Source organism: Dongia sp. agr-C8, assembly GCF_054658695.1.
Map to the genome: position 1 here is coordinate 897,923 of NZ_BAAGHZ010000001.1, position 16,621 is coordinate 914,543.

Below are 16,621 nucleotides of genomic sequence, written 5' to 3' on the forward strand. Positions count from 1 at the left end.
GCCTTCCTTTAGCTGCTCGGGATGATGTAATTGACGGCGCGCTTCATGCGGTCGTCTTCGCCGTCGATGAAGCGCTGCACCGCTTCGTAGGAGCGCTGCACCCAGATCATGTTGGTGAGCTCCTTGACCGACTGCACGTTGGACTGCTCCAGCATGCGCTGGACGACGCCGGGATTGGCGACCTGGATCGGCGGCGCGTCCGTGGTGAAGAGGACGCCCTCTTCCGGCTTCAGCGCATCGCGGTTGGCGAAATCGACGACGTCGAGCTTGCCGTACACCGCCTGGGCGTTGCCCCCCTGGGTGCGGTCGGCGGAAACGCTGCCGTCGCCGGAGATCTGCACCGGCCCGTCGTCGGGATCGATCTGCAGCGGCGCGCCGCCGGCCAGGACCGGGTAGCCCTGCTTGGTGACGACTTGGCCCGCGGCATTGAGCTGGAAATGGCCGAAGCGGGTGTAGCGGTTGCCGTTCGGGGTCTGCACCACGAAGAAGCCGCTGCCCTGGATCGCGACGTCGAGATCATTGCCGGTCGGCTGCATCGGCCCGGTGCTGTAATCCCGCGCGGTCGCGAAATCCTGCACATAGGCGAGCTTCTGCGGCGCGCCGCGGACCTGGGAGCGAATCGGTACGGAGGTGAAGATCTCGGACTCGGCCTTGAAGCCGGGCGTCGCCACGTTGGCGAGATTGTTGGCGACGACATCCATCTGCCGCACGAGGGCGGTCTGTCGCGACAGCGCGACGTAACTCGGTGTTTCCATGACGGCGCCCCTTCTGGGTCATTGTCCAATCGGCACTTCGGCCGGTCGAACAGTTGAATGCAGGACGCGTGCCAGAAAAAATTCGCGCTATTTCAGTTGCTTGCCTGATGATCGGCGGAACGGGCAGGGCGGCTGGCCCGGTCGATCCGGCCCGAAGTCCCGGCAGTTCTTGCCGCGCCGCCGCCCGGGCGCCGTGCCGCTGACCCCCCCGCGGCGGAGTCCGGTCCGGGATTTCCCTGCGTCATTCAGGCGTGGGATCGCTGTCCGGTTTTCACGAGATGTTAACCATCACCTTCATAAATTCCCTCTCAGCCGTGGGGCCGGGAGGCGGTCCGCTGGGATGAGGTCATTTTAGGGTTATGGTCATGGCGGCAGCCGACGAAACAGCGGCAACAGAAGCACCGAAGAAGAAGAAGTTCAGCGGCAAGAAGCTGGTCTTGTTCATCATCCTGCCCGTCCTGCTGTTGGGCGGTGGTGGTGCCGCCGCATACTTCCTGCTGTTGAAGAAGGATCCGGCGGCCGAGGAACATGCCGCCGAAGCGGCGGCGGAGCATGCGGCCGACGAGCCGCAGGTCTACGTCGCGCTCGAGCATCCGCTGCAGGTCAACCTGGTCGGCACCGGCAAGCGGATGCCGTATCTCAATCTCGACCTCTGGCTGGCGGTGAAGACCGAGGAAGACGCGAAGAAGCTCGAAGGCGTGATGCCCAAGGTGATCGACCAGTTCCAGGTCTATCTCAGGAGCCTCAGGATCGAGGACCTGCAAGGCGCCGACGGCGTGCAGCGCATGCGCGACGAGCTGCTGCTGCGCGCCAAGGCCGCAGCCAAGCCGATCGAGGTCGAGGACGTGCTGATCAAATCAATGCTGGCGCAGTAAGCGAGCCAGGCGGAGCAAGGGCATGATTGGCGACGACGAAACCCAAGGCGAAGAAGAGCTCTCCGAAGAAGAAAAGGCCGCTGCGGCAGCCTGGGAGAACATGGCCGACGAGGGCGGCGAGGGCGAGGGCGAAGCCACTGGCCCGGTCTCCAACCGCGTGCTAGACCAGAGCGAGATCGACAGCCTGCTGGGAATCAGCGGCGGCGGCGGCGGGGGCGGCGGCGACAAGCCCTCCGGCATCCAGGCGATCCTCTCCAGCGCGCTGGTCTCCTACGAGCGCCTGCCGATGCTCGAGATCGTGTTCGACCGCCTGGTCCGCATGCTCTCGACCAGCCTGCGCAACTTCACCTCGGACAACGTCGAGGTCAGCCTCGACAACATCACCGCGATCCGCTTCGGCGACTATCTGAACTCGATCCCGCTGCCCGCCATGCTCGGCGTCTTCAAGGCCGAGGAATGGGACAACTACGGTCTCATCATGGTGGATTCCACGCTCACCTATTCCATCGTCGACGTGCTCTTGGGCGGTCGTCGCGGTACCGCCGCGATGCGCATCGAGGGCCGGCCCTACACCACGATCGAGCGCAACCTGGTCGAGCGGCTGGTCGGCGTCGTGCTGAACGACCTGACCGCGACCTTCGACCCGCTTTCACCGGTCACCTTCCGCTTCGAGCGCCTGGAAACCAACCCGCGCTTCGCCGCGATCGCGCGCGCCGCCAACGCGGCGGTGCTGGCGCGCCTCCGCGTCGATATGGAAGACCGCGGCGGCCGGATCGAGCTCTTGATCCCCTACGCAACCCTCGAGCCGGTGCGCGAGCTGCTGCTGCAGATGTTCATGGGCGAAAAGTTCGGCCGTGACTCGATCTGGGAAACCCATCTTTCGAGCGAGCTCTGGCAGACCGACGTCGAGATCAACGCGGTGCTGGATGAACTGACCCTGCCCTTGGGCGAGGTCCTGAACTGGAAGCCGGGCTCGCGCTTGGCGCTGGAATGCACGCCGGACTCAGAGGTCGAGCTCCGCTGCGGCGATGTCCAGCTGTTCAAGGGCCAGATGGGCCGGCGCTCGGGCAAGATTGCGGTCAAGATTTCCGACCGGCTTATGAAGTGAGTTGAGGCGGGATGAGTATCGGTTTGCTGGCTGACGGTCTGCTGATCGTTCTGCTGGGCGCAGCGCTTGTTTCCGTCTATCGGCTGAACCGGCGCATGGCGGAACTGCGCGAAGGCCGCGCCGCGTTCGAGAAGCTGACGGCGGACCTGGCGGCGCAGACCAAGGCGGCGACCGAGGGATTGGCGGCGTTTCGCGCCAATGCCGAGGGCCTGGCCAAGCAGCTCGATGGCGGCGCCGAGCGCGGGCGCCAGGTGATCGCCGAGGTGCAGCGGGTCTCGGATGACCTGCGCCTGTTGATCGGCCGGGCGGACGCGTCATCGACCCGGCTGGAGGAAGCCGTCGCGCTCGCGCGGCGGAGTGAAGCTTTGTTGGGCGCGATGGAGCATAGGCCGGTGGATCGCGGGGCTGCTGACCAGGGTCAGGCGGTGCGCGTCGCGGAAGCCGAAGTCTCCCCGGAGGCGAAGGCGTTCCTGTCCTCGCTCTCGGGCATGCGCTGAAGGAGAAGTGAGCGTGGCAAGGTTCCGCATTCGATTGCTCCCCGCCCTGATGGGCGCGCTGGCGCTGATGATGACCGTGAAGATCGGCGGCATCTGGCAGGAGCTCTCCGTCACCGTCGGCAGCGAGACCGAGGCGCAGACCCAGCCGCAGACGCCGACCCCGCCGGCCCCGGCCACGCCGCAGCCGGCCGCGCAGCAACCGACCCAGCTCGCCCCCAACACCCAGACCGCGCAGCAGCCGGCAACGCCCGCCGCGCCGGCTCCGGCCGCCAACACCCCGCAGCCCGCCGCCCAGACCCCCGCCGCCCAGACCCCCGCCGCCCAGGCCCCCGCCGCCCAGGCCCCCGCCACTCCGGCGCCAGGCGAGGCGCCCGCTGCCGGTGAGGCGGCGCCTGCCGAGGGCGCTGCGGCACCGAAGCCGGATTCCGCGGCCGCGGTCGATCCTTTCAACTACACCGACGAGGAGGTCGATGTCCTGCAGCAGCTCTCGAAGCGGCGCGCGGAGCTCGACGCCAAGGCGCGCCAGCTCGACGAGCGCGAGGCCCTGGTGGCCGCCGCCGAGCAGAAGATGGACCAGAAGATGGCCGAGCTCAAAGCCATGCAGTCCACGCTTCAGGACCTGCTGAAGAAGCGCAGCGACGCCGAGGAGGCCCAGCTGCAGAGCCTGGTCAAGATCTACGAGAACATGAAGCCCAAGGCGGCGGCCGGCGTCTTCGAGGAGCTGGACATGGACATCCTCCTGGAGGTCATCGCACGGATGAAAGAACGCAAGGTGGCGCCGATCCTGGCCATGATGACCCCGACCAAGGCCAAGGAGGTCACCTTCGAGCTGGCCCAGCGCCAGCAGCTGCCGGTGGCGCCCTGAAAACGCACCTGGGACCGTGGGTTAGGAATGCCTGGTAAAAAACGCTAAGAACTTGGAAAACTTGCCGGATTTAACCCGGACTTAACGATTACGGGGCTATTCAGTCTCATCGAAGCAGCGGGCTTGAGAAGAAAGCCGAGAGGAAGTCGAAATGTCGGTCGATATGCAAATGAATATCCTCATCGTCGATGACTACAAGACGATGCTCAGGATCATCCGCAATTTGCTGAAGCAGCTCGGCTTCAACAATGTGGACGAGGCGACCGACGGCTCGATGGCGCTGCAGAAGCTGCGCGACAAGGAATACGGCCTGGTGATCTCGGACTGGAACATGGAGCCGATGACCGGCATCCAGCTGCTCCGCGAAGTCCGCGCCGATGCCAAGCTGAAGGCGCTGCCCTTCATCATGATCACCGCGGAATCAAAGACCGAGAACGTGATCGCGGCCAAGGAAGCCGGCGTCAACAACTACATCGTGAAGCCGTTCAACGCCGCCACCCTGAAGACCAAGCTTGCCTCGGTGATCGGCAACTTCTGAGCCCATTAGGCCCGAGGAGAACGAAAATGTCTGGTGCGGTTCCCGCCGAACTGGTTGCCAAGCTCAGCGCGCTGAAGACGCGCATGCCGAGCTACACCAAGGACGAGATCCAGGAGGTCGTCACCGAGATGCTTTCCAGCATGGAAGGCGATCTCTCGGAGATGAACCTGAAGCTCTACGCCGAGGTCGAATCCCTCGCGCGCTACATCGTGACGGCGAAGAGCGAGATCGCAGCGCTCCGCCCCGACGAGATCATGAGCGACCACATCCCGAGCGCCACCGACGAGCTCGACGCCATCGTCGGCTCGACCGAGGAGGCGACCAACGGCATCCTCCAGGCGATGGAGAGCTTGGAGGCCCTGACCGTCGAGATGAGCCCCGAGATGGCCGAGAAGGTCACCGACGCGGTCACCAAGGTCTACGAATCCTGCAACTTCCAGGACATCACCGGCCAGCGCATCACCAAGGTGGTGAAGGCGCTGAAGCATATCGAATCCAAGGTCGACGCCCTGGTCGCCGCCTTTGGCGACGAGATCGCCAAATACAAGGCCGCGCATCCGGCGCCGGAAAAGGCGTCGGAGGATCCGATGAGCGACAAAGCCCTGCTGAACGGCCCGCAGCTCGCGGCCAACGCCGGCAAGCAGGACGACATCGACGCGCTGCTCGCCAGCTTCGACTGAGGCGGCCTTGACCACCGGCGCCGCCGAATATCCAAACGGAGCCGCCGCTTCCACCGAAAGCGATCCCTCGACCCATGAGGCGCGCGTCGCCGAGTTGAAGGCGGCGATGCCGCAATGGCTCGACGCCGCTGCCGGCTTCAAGCCGGCCGTGGCGCGCAATCCCAGTCTGCCGACCCTGGTCGGCCTGCTGATCCTGGTCATGTGCTTCTTCGTGGTGCTGACCAGCATCTCGCTGCGCAACACCGAGCGCGAGCAATCGGTGATGTCGGGCCTGTCGCGCGCCTTCTCCAACACCGGGCTTGCGCCCTCGACGCCGGTCGGCGAGGAGGCGGAGACCCGCAAGCTGCTCGGCGATCTCAGGGCCTCGCTCAACGCCGAGGTGCCGCTGGTCTCCGGCGTCAAGCCCGAGACCGCCGACGACTATGTGCTCAATCTGCCGCGCCGCCTGGTTTTCGACGGTGACGGCGCCAAGCTCGCTTCGGGCTTCGACGGCATCCTGGCGCAGGCGATCCGCGCCTTGAAGACCGGCCCCGCCGATTTCGCCTATGAGGTCGAGGTCGCCCTCACCGCGCCGAAGATGGACGATGCCGCGATCGCCGGCGCCGGCGCCGTCGGCGCCGCCTTGCGCGAGGCCGGCTTCGCCAACGACGCCGCCTCGGTCAGCCTGATACCCGGCGACGGCCAGATGATCTCGCTCACCATCCGGCTGCGCCCCAACGCGCGACTCCCGGGTAGCCCATGATGATCGGCAGCGGCCGCAAGCCCGATCTGTTGTCCTCGATGCCGGCGCCGACCGAGACGCCGCAGCCGCCCTGGCTGATGAGCTTCGCCGATTTCGTGAGCTGCCTCCTGGCCTGCTTCGTCCTGCTCTATTCCCTCGTGGCCGTGGACCGCGCCAAGTTCGACAAGCTGATGGAGGGCATGCCCGGCCGCCAGGTGGTCGAGGATGTTCCCGGCAGCGCCGACCGGGCGATGCAAGTGGCGCCGCGCGACGAGGGCCGCAACGTTGATTACCTCGCTTCGGTGATCAAGGCCAAGCTGGAGCATGATCCGGCCTTGGCGAATATCGGGGTCGAGAGCGAGGGCGACCGCGTCCTCCTGCATCTCCCGCCCAAGGACCTGCTTTCCGTCGGCAGCGCCGGCCAGGCCGCCGGGCAGGACCTGGTCTATGCCATCGGCGGCGCGCTCGGCACCGTGCCCAACACGATCGCGGTCGAGGTCCGGCCCGACCGTCCGGCGGAGTTCACCACCGGCCTCGCTTACGCCGTCCGCCTCGCCGCGCGCCTCGAGCAGGCCGGGGCCGCCGGGCCGATCGCCGCCCGCACCCGCCTGACCGCGCCGGGGGAGGCCGCCGGCATCGATCTCATCGTCTTCGACAAGGCGCCCGCGGGCACGACTCCATAGCCGCGGTCGCCGGCCTTCTCGGCAATCCCGCCAAAGACTTAGCCGCCGAAGCCCGGTATGATGTTGGCACGTTCTGTGCTCTTCGATTCGTACAGAGTCGTTCGTGCTGTTTCGTGCCGATCTCAAGAGATTCCGCGTCGATGACCGAACCGCCACTTCGCAGGATTGCCCGAAGGCTGCCCGCCGCCTGGCGCGCGGCGGCCGCCATCTGCCTGATGGGCGTCTGCCTGGTCGTCGCGTCGGCCGGCGCCCTGGCGCAGACGGTCCCGGCGCGCGGCGGCCTGCATGAGGATTTCGGTCGCCTGGTGATCGACTTCCCCGGCGCGGTGGCGACCGATGTTTCCGGCGAGGGCGATCGCCTGGAACTGCGCTTCGACCGCGCGGCGAAGATCGACCTCGCCGAAGCCGCCTCCACGCTGAAGGACTACATCACCAAGGTGACGCTCTCGCCGGACAACAAGCGCCTCACCCTGAGTTTCCACGGCCCGGTCACCTGGCAGGTGTTCAACGACGGCGCCAAGCTGGCGCTCGACTTCGCCTTCGCCGACGACGCGAGCCAGCGCGAGTTCGACAACGGCCCCGACGCCGCCAGCCGCCGCGTGAAGACCGCCGGCGCCGCCCAGCCGTCCGCCACGGGCCCCTCCGCCACGGGGCCGTCCGCCGCGCCGGCGAAGCCTGCGCCCGCGGCGGTGAAGCTGCGCACCGGCGAGCATCAGGGCTACTCGCGCCTCGCCTTCGATTGGCCGAAGGATGTGCGCTACACCCTGAAGCAGACCGGCGACCAGGCCGAGCTGCAATTCGCCAGCCCCGGCGCGATCGATCTCGCGAAGGTCGCCGGCGACCTGCCGCCGCGGGTCGATTCCATGACCGCGAATGCCACGGCGAACGGACTCACGGTGAAGCTGGCGTTGAAGCCCGGCATGGTGCTGCGCGACTTCCGCAGCGGCAACACCGTCGTGCTCGACGTCTACGACCGCAACGCCGCGAACCTGCCGAAGGAACCGCCCGCCGCGCCCAGCCCGGTGCCGGCCGAGGTCGCGAGCGCGCAACCCGAGCCCGCGCAGCCGGAGCTTCAGGACATCCCCGCCGAGATCCCCGTGACGCAGCCCGCCGTGCCGCAGCCTGCCGCGCCGCAGCCGGAAGCGCCGAAAGCCGTCGCCGCCGCGCCCGGGCTGGCGCCGGAACTGCAATCGGCGCTGCCGGAAGTCGCGGCGCCGCAGCCGGCCGCGCCGCCCGCGGCGAGCGCGGGCGCGTCCGGACCGGGTGTCGCCACGCCGGTGACCGCGGCGCCGCCGACCGCCTTCGAGCCGCCGCGCGTGGCGCCGCCCGCGGTCGATGTCAAGGTCACCGCCTTGCCGCTGGCCGACGGCGCCACACTCTATTTCGATTGGCCGAAGCGGGTGGCGCTGGCGGTGTTCCGCCGTGGCGATGCGCTCTGGCTGGTCTTCGATCGCCCGGGCAAGGCCGACCTGAAGCCGCTCACGCGCGTCGAGAAGGCGATCGGCAAGGTCGAGCTGCTGCCCACGAGCTTCGCGCTGGCGCTGCGCATCACCGGCGGCGCCGCGGCTTCGCCGACGACCGAGCCGGAGGGTGCGCGCTGGAAGGTGACCCTGCGTGCGGGCCAGGCCATCGCGCCGGTCCAGCCCTTGCAGCAGAGCCGCGAGACCTTGCCGAACGGCGGCACCAGCCTGATCGTCCGGTTGATCGCCGCCGGCGCCGCCATCGACCTCGAAGATCCGGCCGACCGCAGCAAGCTGGTGGTGACGCCCACGCAGCTGGCCGGCACGGGCATCGCCCGGCAATCCGACTGGCCCGACTTCAAGCTGCTGCCGAGCCATCAGGGCGTGGTGGTGGCGCTGCTCAACGACCGGCCGAAGGTGACCGCCAGCCCCAACGGCGTCGTCATCACCACGCCGCCGCAAGCCGGCGCCGAGGCGGCGCCGGAGGCGGCAGCACCCGCGCCGGCCGCGGCGGAGGCGCCGAAGCCGCCCGAGCCGGCGCAGACCGAGCCGGCGCCTGCGGAAGCTGCGCCTGTAGAGACCGCGCCTGCATTGCCGACGCCGGACGGCGCGCCGCCGCCGCCGGTCGTCGTCTCGGTGCCAAAGGCGCTGCCCACCACCGCCAGCCTGTTCGACATGAAGAAGTGGCGCCGCGGCGGCGAGGCCAGCTTCAACGCCGATCGCGACGCACTGCTGGCGCGCCTCAAGGATGCGGGGCCGGGGGACAGGAACCGCGCGCTGCTGGAACTCGCCCAGTTCCTGCTGGCGAACGGCTTTGCGCCGGAGGCCGCTGGCCGCATCAACGAGATTCTCGATGCCGACCGCAACGCCCGGAACAACCCGCTGATCATGGCGATCGGCGCCGCGGCCGAGACCATGCACGGGGCCTATGATCGCGCCGAGCGGCTGATGGCGGAGCCCGCGCTGCACAACGTGCCCGAGGCCAATCTCATGACGGCCTACATCGCCGCCAAGCGCGGCGACGACGCGGCGGCGGCGAAGATCTTCAGCGGCGCGCTGCCGGATATCTCCGATTACCCGAACCCGTTCCGCAACGACGTCCGCCTGCTCGCCGCGCGGGCGCTGCTGGACGCGGGCGATCCCTTGACCGCGCAGAACTATCTCGATCCGCTGAAAGCCGAAAAGACCGATCCTGCCACTGCGGCGCATGCTGCTTTCCTCGACGGCTTGCGCCAGCAGAAGATGGGCCAGAAGGACGCGGCGCTCGCCACCTGGGAGCAGCTGACCGACAGCCCGATCGACGAGATCAAGGCGCGCTCGACCTTCGAGGTCGTCTCGCAGCAGCTCGCGGAGAAGAAGATCGAGCCCAAGGACGCGGTCGCCAAGCTCGAGGCGCTGCGCTTCCTTTACCGCGGCGACACCTTCGAGTTCGATCTGCTGAGCAAGCTCGGCCATCTCTATTTCGAGGTCGCCCAGCCGCGCAAGGGGCTGCTCACGCTCCGCCAGGCCGCGACCCATTTCCCCGATCACCCGAAGGCCAAGCAGGCCGCCGACGACATGACGGCGGAGTTCCGCAGCCTCTATCTCGGCGGCCGGGCCGACACGCTCTCGCCGCTGACCGCGGTGGCACTCTACGACGAGTTCCGCGAGCTGACGCCGCCGGGCGCCGACGGCGACCGCATGATCGCCGCGCTGGCCGACCGCCTGGTGAAGGTCGACCTGCTCGACCGTGCCGGCGACCTGCTCGACCGCCAGGTGAAGACCCGGCTCTCCGGCGCCGCCAAGGTGGGGGCGGGGACGCGTCTCGCGGCCGTGCGCCTGCTGGACGACAAGCCCGACCGCGCGCTGCAGGCGCTCGCCGACACCGAGAATCCCGCCGCCACCTCGCCGGAGCTGCAGGCCCAGCGCCAGCGCCTGAAGGCCCGCGCGCTGTTCGACACCGGCGAGACTCTGCGCGGCCTCGGCCTGATCGAAGCCGACGGCAGCCTCGAGGGCCTCTGGCTGAAGTCCGACATGTACTGGAAGCTGCGCGAATGGCCGTCCGCCGCCGACGCGCTCGGCGAGCTCATCACCGCCGAGCAGGCCAAGCGCCTCGCCGAGGTGAAGGGGCCGGCGCCGGACGACATCGCCGCCAATCCGGCCTCGGTCCTGGACAAGGCGCTCGCCGATGCCAAGGCCGCCGCGGCCGCCGACGCGACCCAGCCGGCGCCGGCCGATGATCCGAATGCGCCGGATGCGGCGCCGGCGCAGAAGCCTTTGCTCGACCCGGTGCTCTCGGCGCTGATCCTGAAGCGCGCGGTCGCCCTGTCGCTGGCCAACGACCGCCGCGGCATGAAGGATCTCGCCCGCGCCTTCGGCAAGCCGATGGACACCACGGCATTGGCGAAGCCGTTCCGTGTGCTGACCTCGCCGGACAGCGGCCTCACCGAATCCATCACCGCGCAGATGAAGAGCGTCGACCAGCTCGGCGTCTTCGTCGAGGAATACCGCAAGATCCTGCAAGCCGAAGCCTTGAGCACCGCCACCGAGCCCGCCACCGACACCGGCCCGCTGGCCCCGCTCGACCAGCCGAAAGACAGCTCCGGCTCCGGCGCACCGGCGACGCCTGCACCGGACCAGACCGCCGGCCAGCCCACCCAACCCGCCGGGCAGTAGCGCTTCCGCCGGGGCGCGCTAACCAGCCTACTGCACCGTCGCCGATTGTCATGCCCAACCCCCGCGTGTATCGTCGCCAGCAGGGGAATCTGGGGGCTGCATTGCGTGTGTTGGATCGGCGCGTGACCAAGCTGGCGGCCGTCCTGGCCTGTGCCGGCGGCTTGCTGCAAGGCTGCTACATCCCCAACGATCACCCGGCCTACGGGGCGGAGGATTTCAAGCGGGTCGAGGACGCCGCCGGCCGCCCCACTTATGCGATCGAAGGCAAGGTCTTCTACGGTATGGACCCGGAGCGGGAAGCCAAGAAGGTGATCGCGGCGGCTTGCCCGACCGGAAACCCCACGCTGCTCGCCGGCAACGCCTATTCGTTCAATGGACAGGACCGCTACGGCGCGCCTGCCTCGGGCACGTTCTGGTACGCGACCTTTTCCTGCGATCAGGTCATTCCGCTCAATTGAGGTTGGATCGAATGCGCATTTGGGAGTCCATGTTCAACTGGAGACTTGTGAGCCGGGCGGCCGGATCGGTTGCCGTCGCTGCGATGCTGCTGTTGGCCGGTTGTGGCAAGAACGGGCTGACTTCGCTGGACGGGTTGTCCAAGAACGGCCGCATGTATGACGACGTGCTGGTCGAACCCTCGGAATACCCCGAGGCCAAGCCGACCTACACGATCTTCGGTCCCTTCGCATCGGGAGAGTCGCCTGAGATCAAAGGCGAGCGGATCATGAAGCTGGCCTGCCCGAACGGCGATCCGCAGCTGCTCTATGCGGATTCGGTGACCAGTCAGAATGCGGGCCGCGGCGGCAGCGGGCCGTGGTTCGGCGCCGCCTTCACCTGCGACCACGCCCTCTGGTAGATGATGCGCTGGATTGCACCGATCGCCGCCTGCCTCTGCCTCTGCCTCGCCGCCTGCCTCACGCCGATGCGCTTCGGCGCCGAGAGCGTCGAGCGCTCTGGAAGCACCAACGGTCTCCCGACCTATCATGCCTTCGGGCATCTCGACCGCGGTGAGTCGGGGGAAGCGAAGGCCGCGAAGGTGATGCAGGCGGCCTGTCCCGATGGCAACCCCCAGCTGGTTTCCGGCTACGTCATAACAATGGAAATACGCCCACGGCCGATGTGGAACGCGACCTTCACCTGCGACCAGGAAATTCCGGGCGTATGACGCCCTCGGGATTTAAGGGCTATCCCGCCGGATTGAAACTTCGCACCAGGCTGCCGGCGATCAGGTACCAGCCGTCCACCATCACGAAGAAGATCAGCTTGAAGGGCAGCGCGATCATCACCGGCGGCAGCATCATCATGCCCATGGCCATCAGCACCGAGGCGACCACCATGTCGATGATCAGGAACGGCAGGTAGACCAGAAACCCGATCTCGAAGGCGCGGCGGAGCTCGCTCAGCATGAAGGCCGGGATCAGCGCCTTCAACGGCGTGTCGTCCGGGGTGGCGATCGGCCCGACATTGGCCATGTCGACGAAGAGGGCGAGATCCTTCTCCCGCACCTGCGCCAGCATGAAGGAACGGAAGGGTGCCACGCTGCGGGTGAAGGCCTGTTCCTCGGTGATCTGCTCGTCCATCAGCGGCTTGACGCCGTTGGTGTAGGCCTGCTCGAAGGTCGGCGCCATCACGAAGGCGGTCAGGAACATGGCGAGGCTGACCAGCACCATGTTGGGCGGCGTGCCAGTGGCGCCGATCGCCGAGCGCAGGATCGACAGCACCACGACGATGCGCGTGAACGAGGTCACCATCACCAGGATGCCGGGCGCAAGGGAGAGCACCGTCATCAGCGCGACCAGCTGGATCACCTTGCCGGTGAAGGCGCCGCGCTCGCCCGGTCCCATGTCCAGGGTGACGCTCTGGGCCAAAGCCGGATGGATCAACAGCAGCAGGGCGCCGAGGCCGAAGACGCCGGAGAAGATCCAGGCGGCGATGCGCAAAGGTTTTGCAGGCCGGCGCTTCACTGGCCGCTCTCCTCTTTGGTCTCTTTCGGCGCGGCTTCGGCCTTGACCAGCGCCTTGAAGCTCTGCCGCGTCCTGGGATCGGCGGCGATGCCGGACTCGATCAGCGTGTTGGTATTGGGCCCGACCAGCACCAGATGCTCGACCTCGTCGCGCCGCACCAGGATCAGCCGATGCTTCGGCCCGAGGAAAGCGGTCTCGACGATTCCGAGCCGCTTGCCCTTGCCGGCCACCGCGCTGCCGCTGATGCCCGAACGCTTCAGCACCCAGCCCAAAGCCAGCACCAGGCCGAGCACGAAGATCAGGACCAGAATGAAACGGAGATAAGTGTCGAATTCCATGTGCGACTAGTGGGCTCGAGTCATGAAACGCGTTGTATCAAGGGCGAACTCACCCGTCCGACCGGTCGCTGCGATAGGCGACCTGCGCCCGCAGCCGGCGATCCGCCTGCTGCAGGTCGAGCGCCAGGTTCACGTTGCGCTTCCGCAAGGTCAGCTCGAGGTGATTGAGCGCCTCCACCAGATGCTCCAGGCGCGGCAGCAGCGGGTTGGGTCGCTCGACCTCCTCCTTGTCGTGCAGCGCATCGGTCAGCACCGCGATCTTCAGCGCGAGCACGTCGAGCTCGACGATCTGCCCGGCCTCGGCCATCTGCTGCGCGCCTTCGATCATGGCGGCCAGCTGGTCGATCGATTCTTCCAGTTGATGTCCCGTCGCGGTCATCGCACCGCTCCTTCTGCTTCGCTGCCGGGATCGGCGTCTTCGCTGCCGCTGCGGCCGTCCAACACCTTGCCGTTCAGGCGGTAGAGATAAGAGAGGATCTCGGCGACGGCGGCGAGCGCGTCGGTCGGGATCACGCTGTCGACCTCCAGGGTCGAGAGGATCTGGGCGAGATCGGCATCCTCGCGCACCGGGATCCCGCGCTCGAAGGCGATCTGCAGGATCTGCTCGGCGACGGCGCCCTTGCCGGTGGCGGCGACCCGGGGTCCCGCCTTGGGATCGAGCTTGCCGCCCTTCTTGTAGTCGAGCGCGATCGCGATCGGCGCCCGCGGTTTGGGCTCGCCCCAGCGCGGCCGCGGCGGGCCGATCGGGTCCTCCGGTGGGGACCCCTGTTTACTTTTGTCGCGGTCGGAAGAGGCCATGGAAGCTCCCTTTTGCCGCCGCAGCATCGCATCGCTTGCTTAATGCCGGGTTAATGGCGGGGTGGAGGTTGCCAGCAAAACCACGTCGAATCAAAGACTTCCCGGGCGGCGGTGCTAAGTCCCGGATTTAGCGCAAAATTTGCCTAGCATTTTAGGCAAATTAACGGGCCGTTAAGGGGTGTGAGGCATGATGCCGGCGAACGCGGAAAAGGCGGCGGCGACCGGGATTCGATGGACCTCTTCAAGATACCACTCTTCCAGCGCCTGACCGAACGGATGAACTGGCTCGGCGCCCGCGAAAAGGTGATCGCCACCAACATCGCCAATGCCGACACGCCGCAATACCAGCCGAAGGACGTGGTGCCGCTGGATTTCGGCGACCATCTGAAGAAGCTGGCCGCGGTCGAGCCCAAGCGCACCGACCCGAAGCACATCTCCGGCACCATCCCGCCGGCCGACCCGGTGGATTCGAAGAAGCAGAAGAAGACCTACGAGACGGCGCCCGCCGGCAACTCGGTCGTGCTCGAGGAGCAGATGATGAAGCTCTCGCAGACCCAGGCGGATTACAGCCAGATCACCAATCTCTATCGCAAGCATGTGGATATGCTGAAGACCGCGATCGGTCGCGGCGTGTAACGGAAGTTCGAGGAGACCGCTTATGGACCTCATGGAATCGCTGATGATCTCCGCCGCCGGCATGCGGGTGCAGGGCGAGCGGCTGCGGGTCATCTCGGAGAACATCGCCAACGTGGATTCGGTTTCCGAAGTCCCGGGCGGCGATCCCTACCGCCGCAAGACCATCACCTTCCAGAACGCGCTGGACCGCGAGATGGGCATGAGCCTGGTGAAGGTGAAGAAGGTCGGCCTCGACCCTTCCGAGTTCACCCGCAAATACGACCCCTCGAACCCGGCGGCCGACAAGTCCGGCTATGTGAAGCTGCCGAACGTGAACACGCTGATCGAGATGAACGACATGCGCGAAGCGCAGCGCTCTTACGAAGCGAACCTGAAGGTGATCGAGGTCTCGCGCGGCATGCTCCAGCGCACCATCGATCTGCTGCGGTGAAGACTCTCTTGGCGAAAACTTCCTCCACCGACTTCGGGGGAGGATTGAGGAGGGGGTGCCGCGTGATGAATAGAGCCAGGGTATAAGGAAATGGCCAACACCACGATCAACAATGCCGTCGCCGCCTATGCCAATGCCGCCAAGGCATTGACCGGCGCGGTCGACGGCGACAACGGCGCCGCGACGGCGGCCGGCGAGACCTTCGGCGACCTGCTGCAGAAGGCGGCCACGGAATCGGTAAAGACCGGCGCCGAATCGGAAAAGCAGTCCTTGCTCGCGACCGCCGGCAAGGCCAATGTCACCGACGTGGTGACGGCAGTCTCCGCGGCGGAAGTGACCCTCCAGGCAGTCACCGCCGTCCGCGACAAGGCGGTCGCCGCCTACCAGGAAATCCTGCGGATGCCGATCTAAGGATGCATCGAGTGTGTGGCACCCCCACCCAACCCTTCCCCGAAGTCGGGGGAGGGCTCAGAACTCGGCATCACCTGCTTCCTCCCCCGTCTTCGGGGGAGGTGAGGAGGGGGTGCCCCGCAATGACTCTCTCCGCGTAAGTGGAGCGACCCAGCCATGGATGAAGCGGCGCTTCTTGAGGTCAGCCGGGATGCGGTGATCGTGGTGCTGAAGATCGGCACGCCGGTCATGCTGATCTCGCTCATCGTCGGCCTGGTCATTTCGCTGTTCCAGGCCTTGACCCAGATCCAGGAAGCGACCCTGACCTTCGTGCCGAAGATCCTGGTGGTCTTCGTCTCCCTGTTGCTGCTGGCGCCCTTCATGCTGCATGTGCTGGTGGACTTCACCGAGCAGATCATGCAGCGCATCGTCAGCTAGGCTCCAGCCGTGCCGCCCGGCGAGACCTTGGAAACGCTGCTGAACGGCAGCATCTTCCAGTTCTTCATGGTATTCTGCCGCGTGGGCTCCGCGGTCATGCTGCTGCCCGGCTTCGGCGAGGCCTATGTGCCGCCCAGGGTGCGGCTGGTCTTCGCGCTGATGTTCAGCCTCGCATTGATGCCGATGCTGGCCGACAAGGTCCCGGTCCTTCCCGCCGATCTCGATCGCTTCGTCATGGCGCTGACCAGCGAGATCTTCATCGGCCTCTTCTTCGGCAGCCTCTGCCGCATCATCATGATGGCGGTGCTTTCCGCCGGCAGCATCATCGCGCTGCAGACCGGCATCGCCAACGCGCTCTCGGTCGATCCCACGACCGCGCAGCAGGCAGCGGTCACCGGCAACTTCCTGGTCGTCGTCACCCTGGTGTTGATCTTCTCGACCGGCTTGGACCATACCAGCCTCAAGGCCCTGGTCGGCACCTATGCGCTGATGCCGCCGGGCCGCCTGCCGCCCTTGGGCGACTTCGCCAATTTCGACGCCCGCGCCGTCGCCGACAGCTTCACCCTGGCGGTCCAGATGTCGGCGCCGTTCCTGGTTTACGGCCTGGTCTTCACCGGCGCCATGGGCCTGCTCGCGCGCCTGATGCCGACCCTGCAGGTCTTCTTCGTCGCCATGCCGGCGCAACTCCTGATCGGCCTCGGCCTGCTGGCGGTGACGCTCTCGTCGATGATGATCTGGTTCCTCGACACCTACGAGCGCCAGCTGGCGCCCTTCGTCCCTTAGGGCGTCG

At 67.0% G+C, this 16,621-nt stretch carries 22 protein-coding genes; 17 read left to right on the forward strand and 5 right to left on the reverse strand.

Features of this window, described 5'->3' with window-relative positions; translation table 11 throughout:
• Positions 1 to 8: 8 nt before the first annotated feature.
• Entirely contained in the window at positions 9 to 755 is a 747-nt protein-coding gene (gene flgF, locus ACYQ4T_RS04095; RefSeq protein WP_459851004.1) for a flagellar basal-body rod protein FlgF, read from the reverse strand.
• Positions 756 to 1,120: 365 nt separating this feature from the next.
• On the opposite strand from flgF, the gene ACYQ4T_RS04100 reads away from it, so the two are divergent.
• From ACYQ4T_RS04100 to ACYQ4T_RS04155, 12 genes are all read left to right on the forward strand, one after another.
• Entirely contained in the window at positions 1,121 to 1,630 is a 510-nt protein-coding gene (locus tag ACYQ4T_RS04100; RefSeq protein ID WP_459851005.1) for a flagellar basal body-associated FliL family protein, read from the forward strand.
• A gap of 22 nt (positions 1,631 to 1,652) precedes the next feature.
• Positions 1,653 to 2,738: a flagellar motor switch protein FliM gene (gene fliM, locus ACYQ4T_RS04105; protein WP_459851006.1), complete on the forward strand. Its 1,086-nt coding sequence runs from the start codon at positions 1,653 to 1,655 to the stop codon at positions 2,736 to 2,738.
• An 11-nt stretch (positions 2,739 to 2,749) separates the two neighbouring features.
• A complete protein-coding gene (locus ACYQ4T_RS04110; protein WP_459851007.1) occupies positions 2,750 to 3,235 on the forward strand; it encodes a hypothetical protein in 486 nt (161 codons plus the stop codon).
• A 13-nt stretch (positions 3,236 to 3,248) separates the two neighbouring features.
• The gene (locus tag ACYQ4T_RS04115) at positions 3,249 to 4,100 is read left to right on the forward strand and encodes a MotE family protein (RefSeq protein ID WP_459851008.1); all 852 of its coding nucleotides are present in this window, start codon (positions 3,249 to 3,251) and stop codon (positions 4,098 to 4,100) included.
• A 151-nt stretch (positions 4,101 to 4,251) separates the two neighbouring features.
• Positions 4,252 to 4,638: a response regulator gene (locus tag ACYQ4T_RS04120; protein ID WP_395017848.1), complete on the forward strand. Its 387-nt coding sequence runs from the start codon at positions 4,252 to 4,254 to the stop codon at positions 4,636 to 4,638.
• A 26-nt stretch (positions 4,639 to 4,664) separates the two neighbouring features.
• Positions 4,665 to 5,318 carry a protein phosphatase CheZ gene (locus ACYQ4T_RS04125; protein WP_459851009.1) on the forward strand — a complete coding sequence of 218 codons (654 nt, stop codon included), beginning with the start codon at positions 4,665 to 4,667 and terminating at the stop codon, positions 5,316 to 5,318.
• A 7-nt stretch (positions 5,319 to 5,325) separates the two neighbouring features.
• Complete coding sequence (locus ACYQ4T_RS04130; RefSeq protein WP_459851010.1) at positions 5,326 to 6,060, forward strand: flagellar motor protein MotB; 735 nt, start codon at positions 5,326 to 5,328, stop codon at positions 6,058 to 6,060.
• Complete coding sequence (locus ACYQ4T_RS04135) at positions 6,057 to 6,722, forward strand: flagellar motor protein MotB (protein ID WP_459851011.1); 666 nt, start codon at positions 6,057 to 6,059, stop codon at positions 6,720 to 6,722. Before ACYQ4T_RS04130 ends, ACYQ4T_RS04135 begins: the two co-directional genes overlap by 4 nt.
• Positions 6,723 to 6,862: 140 nt before the next feature.
• The gene (locus ACYQ4T_RS04140) at positions 6,863 to 10,837 is read left to right on the forward strand and encodes a tetratricopeptide repeat protein (RefSeq protein ID WP_459851012.1); all 3,975 of its coding nucleotides are present in this window, start codon (positions 6,863 to 6,865) and stop codon (positions 10,835 to 10,837) included.
• A gap of 122 nt (positions 10,838 to 10,959) precedes the next feature.
• A complete protein-coding gene (locus ACYQ4T_RS04145; RefSeq protein WP_459851013.1) occupies positions 10,960 to 11,295 on the forward strand; it encodes a hypothetical protein in 336 nt (111 codons plus the stop codon).
• Positions 11,296 to 11,324: 29 nt separating this feature from the next.
• Positions 11,325 to 11,693: a hypothetical protein gene (locus tag ACYQ4T_RS04150; protein WP_459851014.1), complete on the forward strand. Its 369-nt coding sequence runs from the start codon at positions 11,325 to 11,327 to the stop codon at positions 11,691 to 11,693.
• Positions 11,694 to 12,002, forward strand: coding sequence for a hypothetical protein (locus ACYQ4T_RS04155; RefSeq protein WP_459851015.1), 309 nt, complete (start codon positions 11,694 to 11,696; stop codon positions 12,000 to 12,002). It abuts the gene before it with no gap.
• Positions 12,003 to 12,021: 19 nt separating this feature from the next.
• On the opposite strand, the gene fliP is transcribed toward ACYQ4T_RS04155, so the two are convergent.
• From fliP to ACYQ4T_RS04175, 4 genes are read right to left on the reverse strand one after another with little or no spacing between them, the layout of a single operon-like run.
• The gene (gene fliP / locus ACYQ4T_RS04160; RefSeq protein WP_459852032.1) at positions 12,022 to 12,777 is read right to left on the reverse strand and encodes a flagellar type III secretion system pore protein FliP; all 756 of its coding nucleotides are present in this window, start codon (positions 12,775 to 12,777) and stop codon (positions 12,022 to 12,024) included.
• 20 nt (positions 12,778 to 12,797) lie between these two features.
• Positions 12,798 to 13,139, reverse strand: a complete 342-nt coding sequence (locus ACYQ4T_RS04165; protein ID WP_459851016.1) for a FliO/MopB family protein — start codon at positions 13,137 to 13,139, stop codon at positions 12,798 to 12,800.
• A gap of 49 nt (positions 13,140 to 13,188) precedes the next feature.
• The gene (locus ACYQ4T_RS04170) at positions 13,189 to 13,518 is read right to left on the reverse strand and encodes a hypothetical protein (RefSeq protein WP_459851017.1); all 330 of its coding nucleotides are present in this window, start codon (positions 13,516 to 13,518) and stop codon (positions 13,189 to 13,191) included.
• Positions 13,515 to 13,937, reverse strand: a complete 423-nt coding sequence (locus tag ACYQ4T_RS04175) for an EscU/YscU/HrcU family type III secretion system export apparatus switch protein (RefSeq protein WP_459851018.1) — start codon at positions 13,935 to 13,937, stop codon at positions 13,515 to 13,517. The genes ACYQ4T_RS04170 and ACYQ4T_RS04175 overlap by 4 nt, the downstream gene beginning before the upstream one ends.
• 231 nt (positions 13,938 to 14,168) lie before the next feature.
• On the opposite strand from ACYQ4T_RS04175, the gene flgB reads away from it, so the two are divergent.
• From flgB to ACYQ4T_RS04200, 5 genes are all read left to right on the forward strand, one after another.
• Positions 14,169 to 14,573, forward strand: coding sequence for a flagellar basal body rod protein FlgB (gene flgB, locus ACYQ4T_RS04180; protein ID WP_459851019.1), 405 nt, complete (start codon positions 14,169 to 14,171; stop codon positions 14,571 to 14,573).
• A gap of 22 nt (positions 14,574 to 14,595) precedes the next feature.
• Entirely contained in the window at positions 14,596 to 15,003 is a 408-nt protein-coding gene (gene flgC, locus ACYQ4T_RS04185; protein ID WP_459851020.1) for a flagellar basal body rod protein FlgC, read from the forward strand.
• A gap of 90 nt (positions 15,004 to 15,093) precedes the next feature.
• Positions 15,094 to 15,414: a flagellar hook-basal body complex protein FliE gene (gene fliE / locus ACYQ4T_RS04190; RefSeq protein ID WP_459851021.1), complete on the forward strand. Its 321-nt coding sequence runs from the start codon at positions 15,094 to 15,096 to the stop codon at positions 15,412 to 15,414.
• A gap of 156 nt (positions 15,415 to 15,570) precedes the next feature.
• A complete protein-coding gene (gene fliQ, locus ACYQ4T_RS04195; protein WP_459851022.1) occupies positions 15,571 to 15,831 on the forward strand; it encodes a flagellar biosynthesis protein FliQ in 261 nt (86 codons plus the stop codon).
• 9 nt (positions 15,832 to 15,840) lie between these two features.
• On the forward strand, positions 15,841 to 16,614 hold the full coding sequence (locus ACYQ4T_RS04200) for a flagellar biosynthetic protein FliR (protein WP_459851023.1): 774 nt from the start codon (positions 15,841 to 15,843) through the stop codon (positions 16,612 to 16,614).
• Positions 16,615 to 16,621: the final 7 nt, after the last annotated feature.

Bases quoted from the DNA above. Each gene is read 5' to 3' on its own strand.
- ACYQ4T_RS04150 (WP_459851014.1), top strand. From the start codon at position 11,325: ATGTTCAACTGGAGACTTGTGAGCCGGGCGGCCGGATCGGTTGCCGTC.
- flgC (WP_459851020.1), top strand. From the start codon at position 14,596: ATGGACCTCATGGAATCGCTGATGATCTCCGCCGCCGGCATGCGGGTG.
- ACYQ4T_RS04100 (WP_459851005.1), top strand. From the start codon at position 1,121: ATGGCGGCAGCCGACGAAACAGCGGCAACAGAAGCACCGAAGAAGAAG.
- fliE (WP_459851021.1), top strand. From the start codon at position 15,094: ATGGCCAACACCACGATCAACAATGCCGTCGCCGCCTATGCCAATGCC.
- ACYQ4T_RS04140 (WP_459851012.1), top strand. From the start codon at position 6,863: ATGACCGAACCGCCACTTCGCAGGATTGCCCGAAGGCTGCCCGCCGCC.
- ACYQ4T_RS04110 (WP_459851007.1), top strand. From the start codon at position 2,750: ATGAGTATCGGTTTGCTGGCTGACGGTCTGCTGATCGTTCTGCTGGGC.
- ACYQ4T_RS04155 (WP_459851015.1), top strand. From the start codon at position 11,694: ATGATGCGCTGGATTGCACCGATCGCCGCCTGCCTCTGCCTCTGCCTC.
- ACYQ4T_RS04125 (WP_459851009.1), top strand. From the start codon at position 4,665: ATGTCTGGTGCGGTTCCCGCCGAACTGGTTGCCAAGCTCAGCGCGCTG.
- ACYQ4T_RS04165 (WP_459851016.1), bottom strand. From the start codon at position 13,139: ATGGAATTCGACACTTATCTCCGTTTCATTCTGGTCCTGATCTTCGTG.
- flgB (WP_459851019.1), top strand. From the start codon at position 14,169: ATGGACCTCTTCAAGATACCACTCTTCCAGCGCCTGACCGAACGGATG.
- flgF (WP_459851004.1), bottom strand. From the start codon at position 755: ATGGAAACACCGAGTTACGTCGCGCTGTCGCGACAGACCGCCCTCGTG.
- ACYQ4T_RS04170 (WP_459851017.1), bottom strand. From the start codon at position 13,518: ATGACCGCGACGGGACATCAACTGGAAGAATCGATCGACCAGCTGGCC.
- ACYQ4T_RS04120 (WP_395017848.1), top strand. From the start codon at position 4,252: ATGTCGGTCGATATGCAAATGAATATCCTCATCGTCGATGACTACAAG.
- ACYQ4T_RS04175 (WP_459851018.1), bottom strand. From the start codon at position 13,937: ATGGCCTCTTCCGACCGCGACAAAAGTAAACAGGGGTCCCCACCGGAG.
- ACYQ4T_RS04135 (WP_459851011.1), top strand. From the start codon at position 6,057: ATGATGATCGGCAGCGGCCGCAAGCCCGATCTGTTGTCCTCGATGCCG.
- fliM (WP_459851006.1), top strand. From the start codon at position 1,653: ATGATTGGCGACGACGAAACCCAAGGCGAAGAAGAGCTCTCCGAAGAA.
- fliQ (WP_459851022.1), top strand. From the start codon at position 15,571: ATGGATGAAGCGGCGCTTCTTGAGGTCAGCCGGGATGCGGTGATCGTG.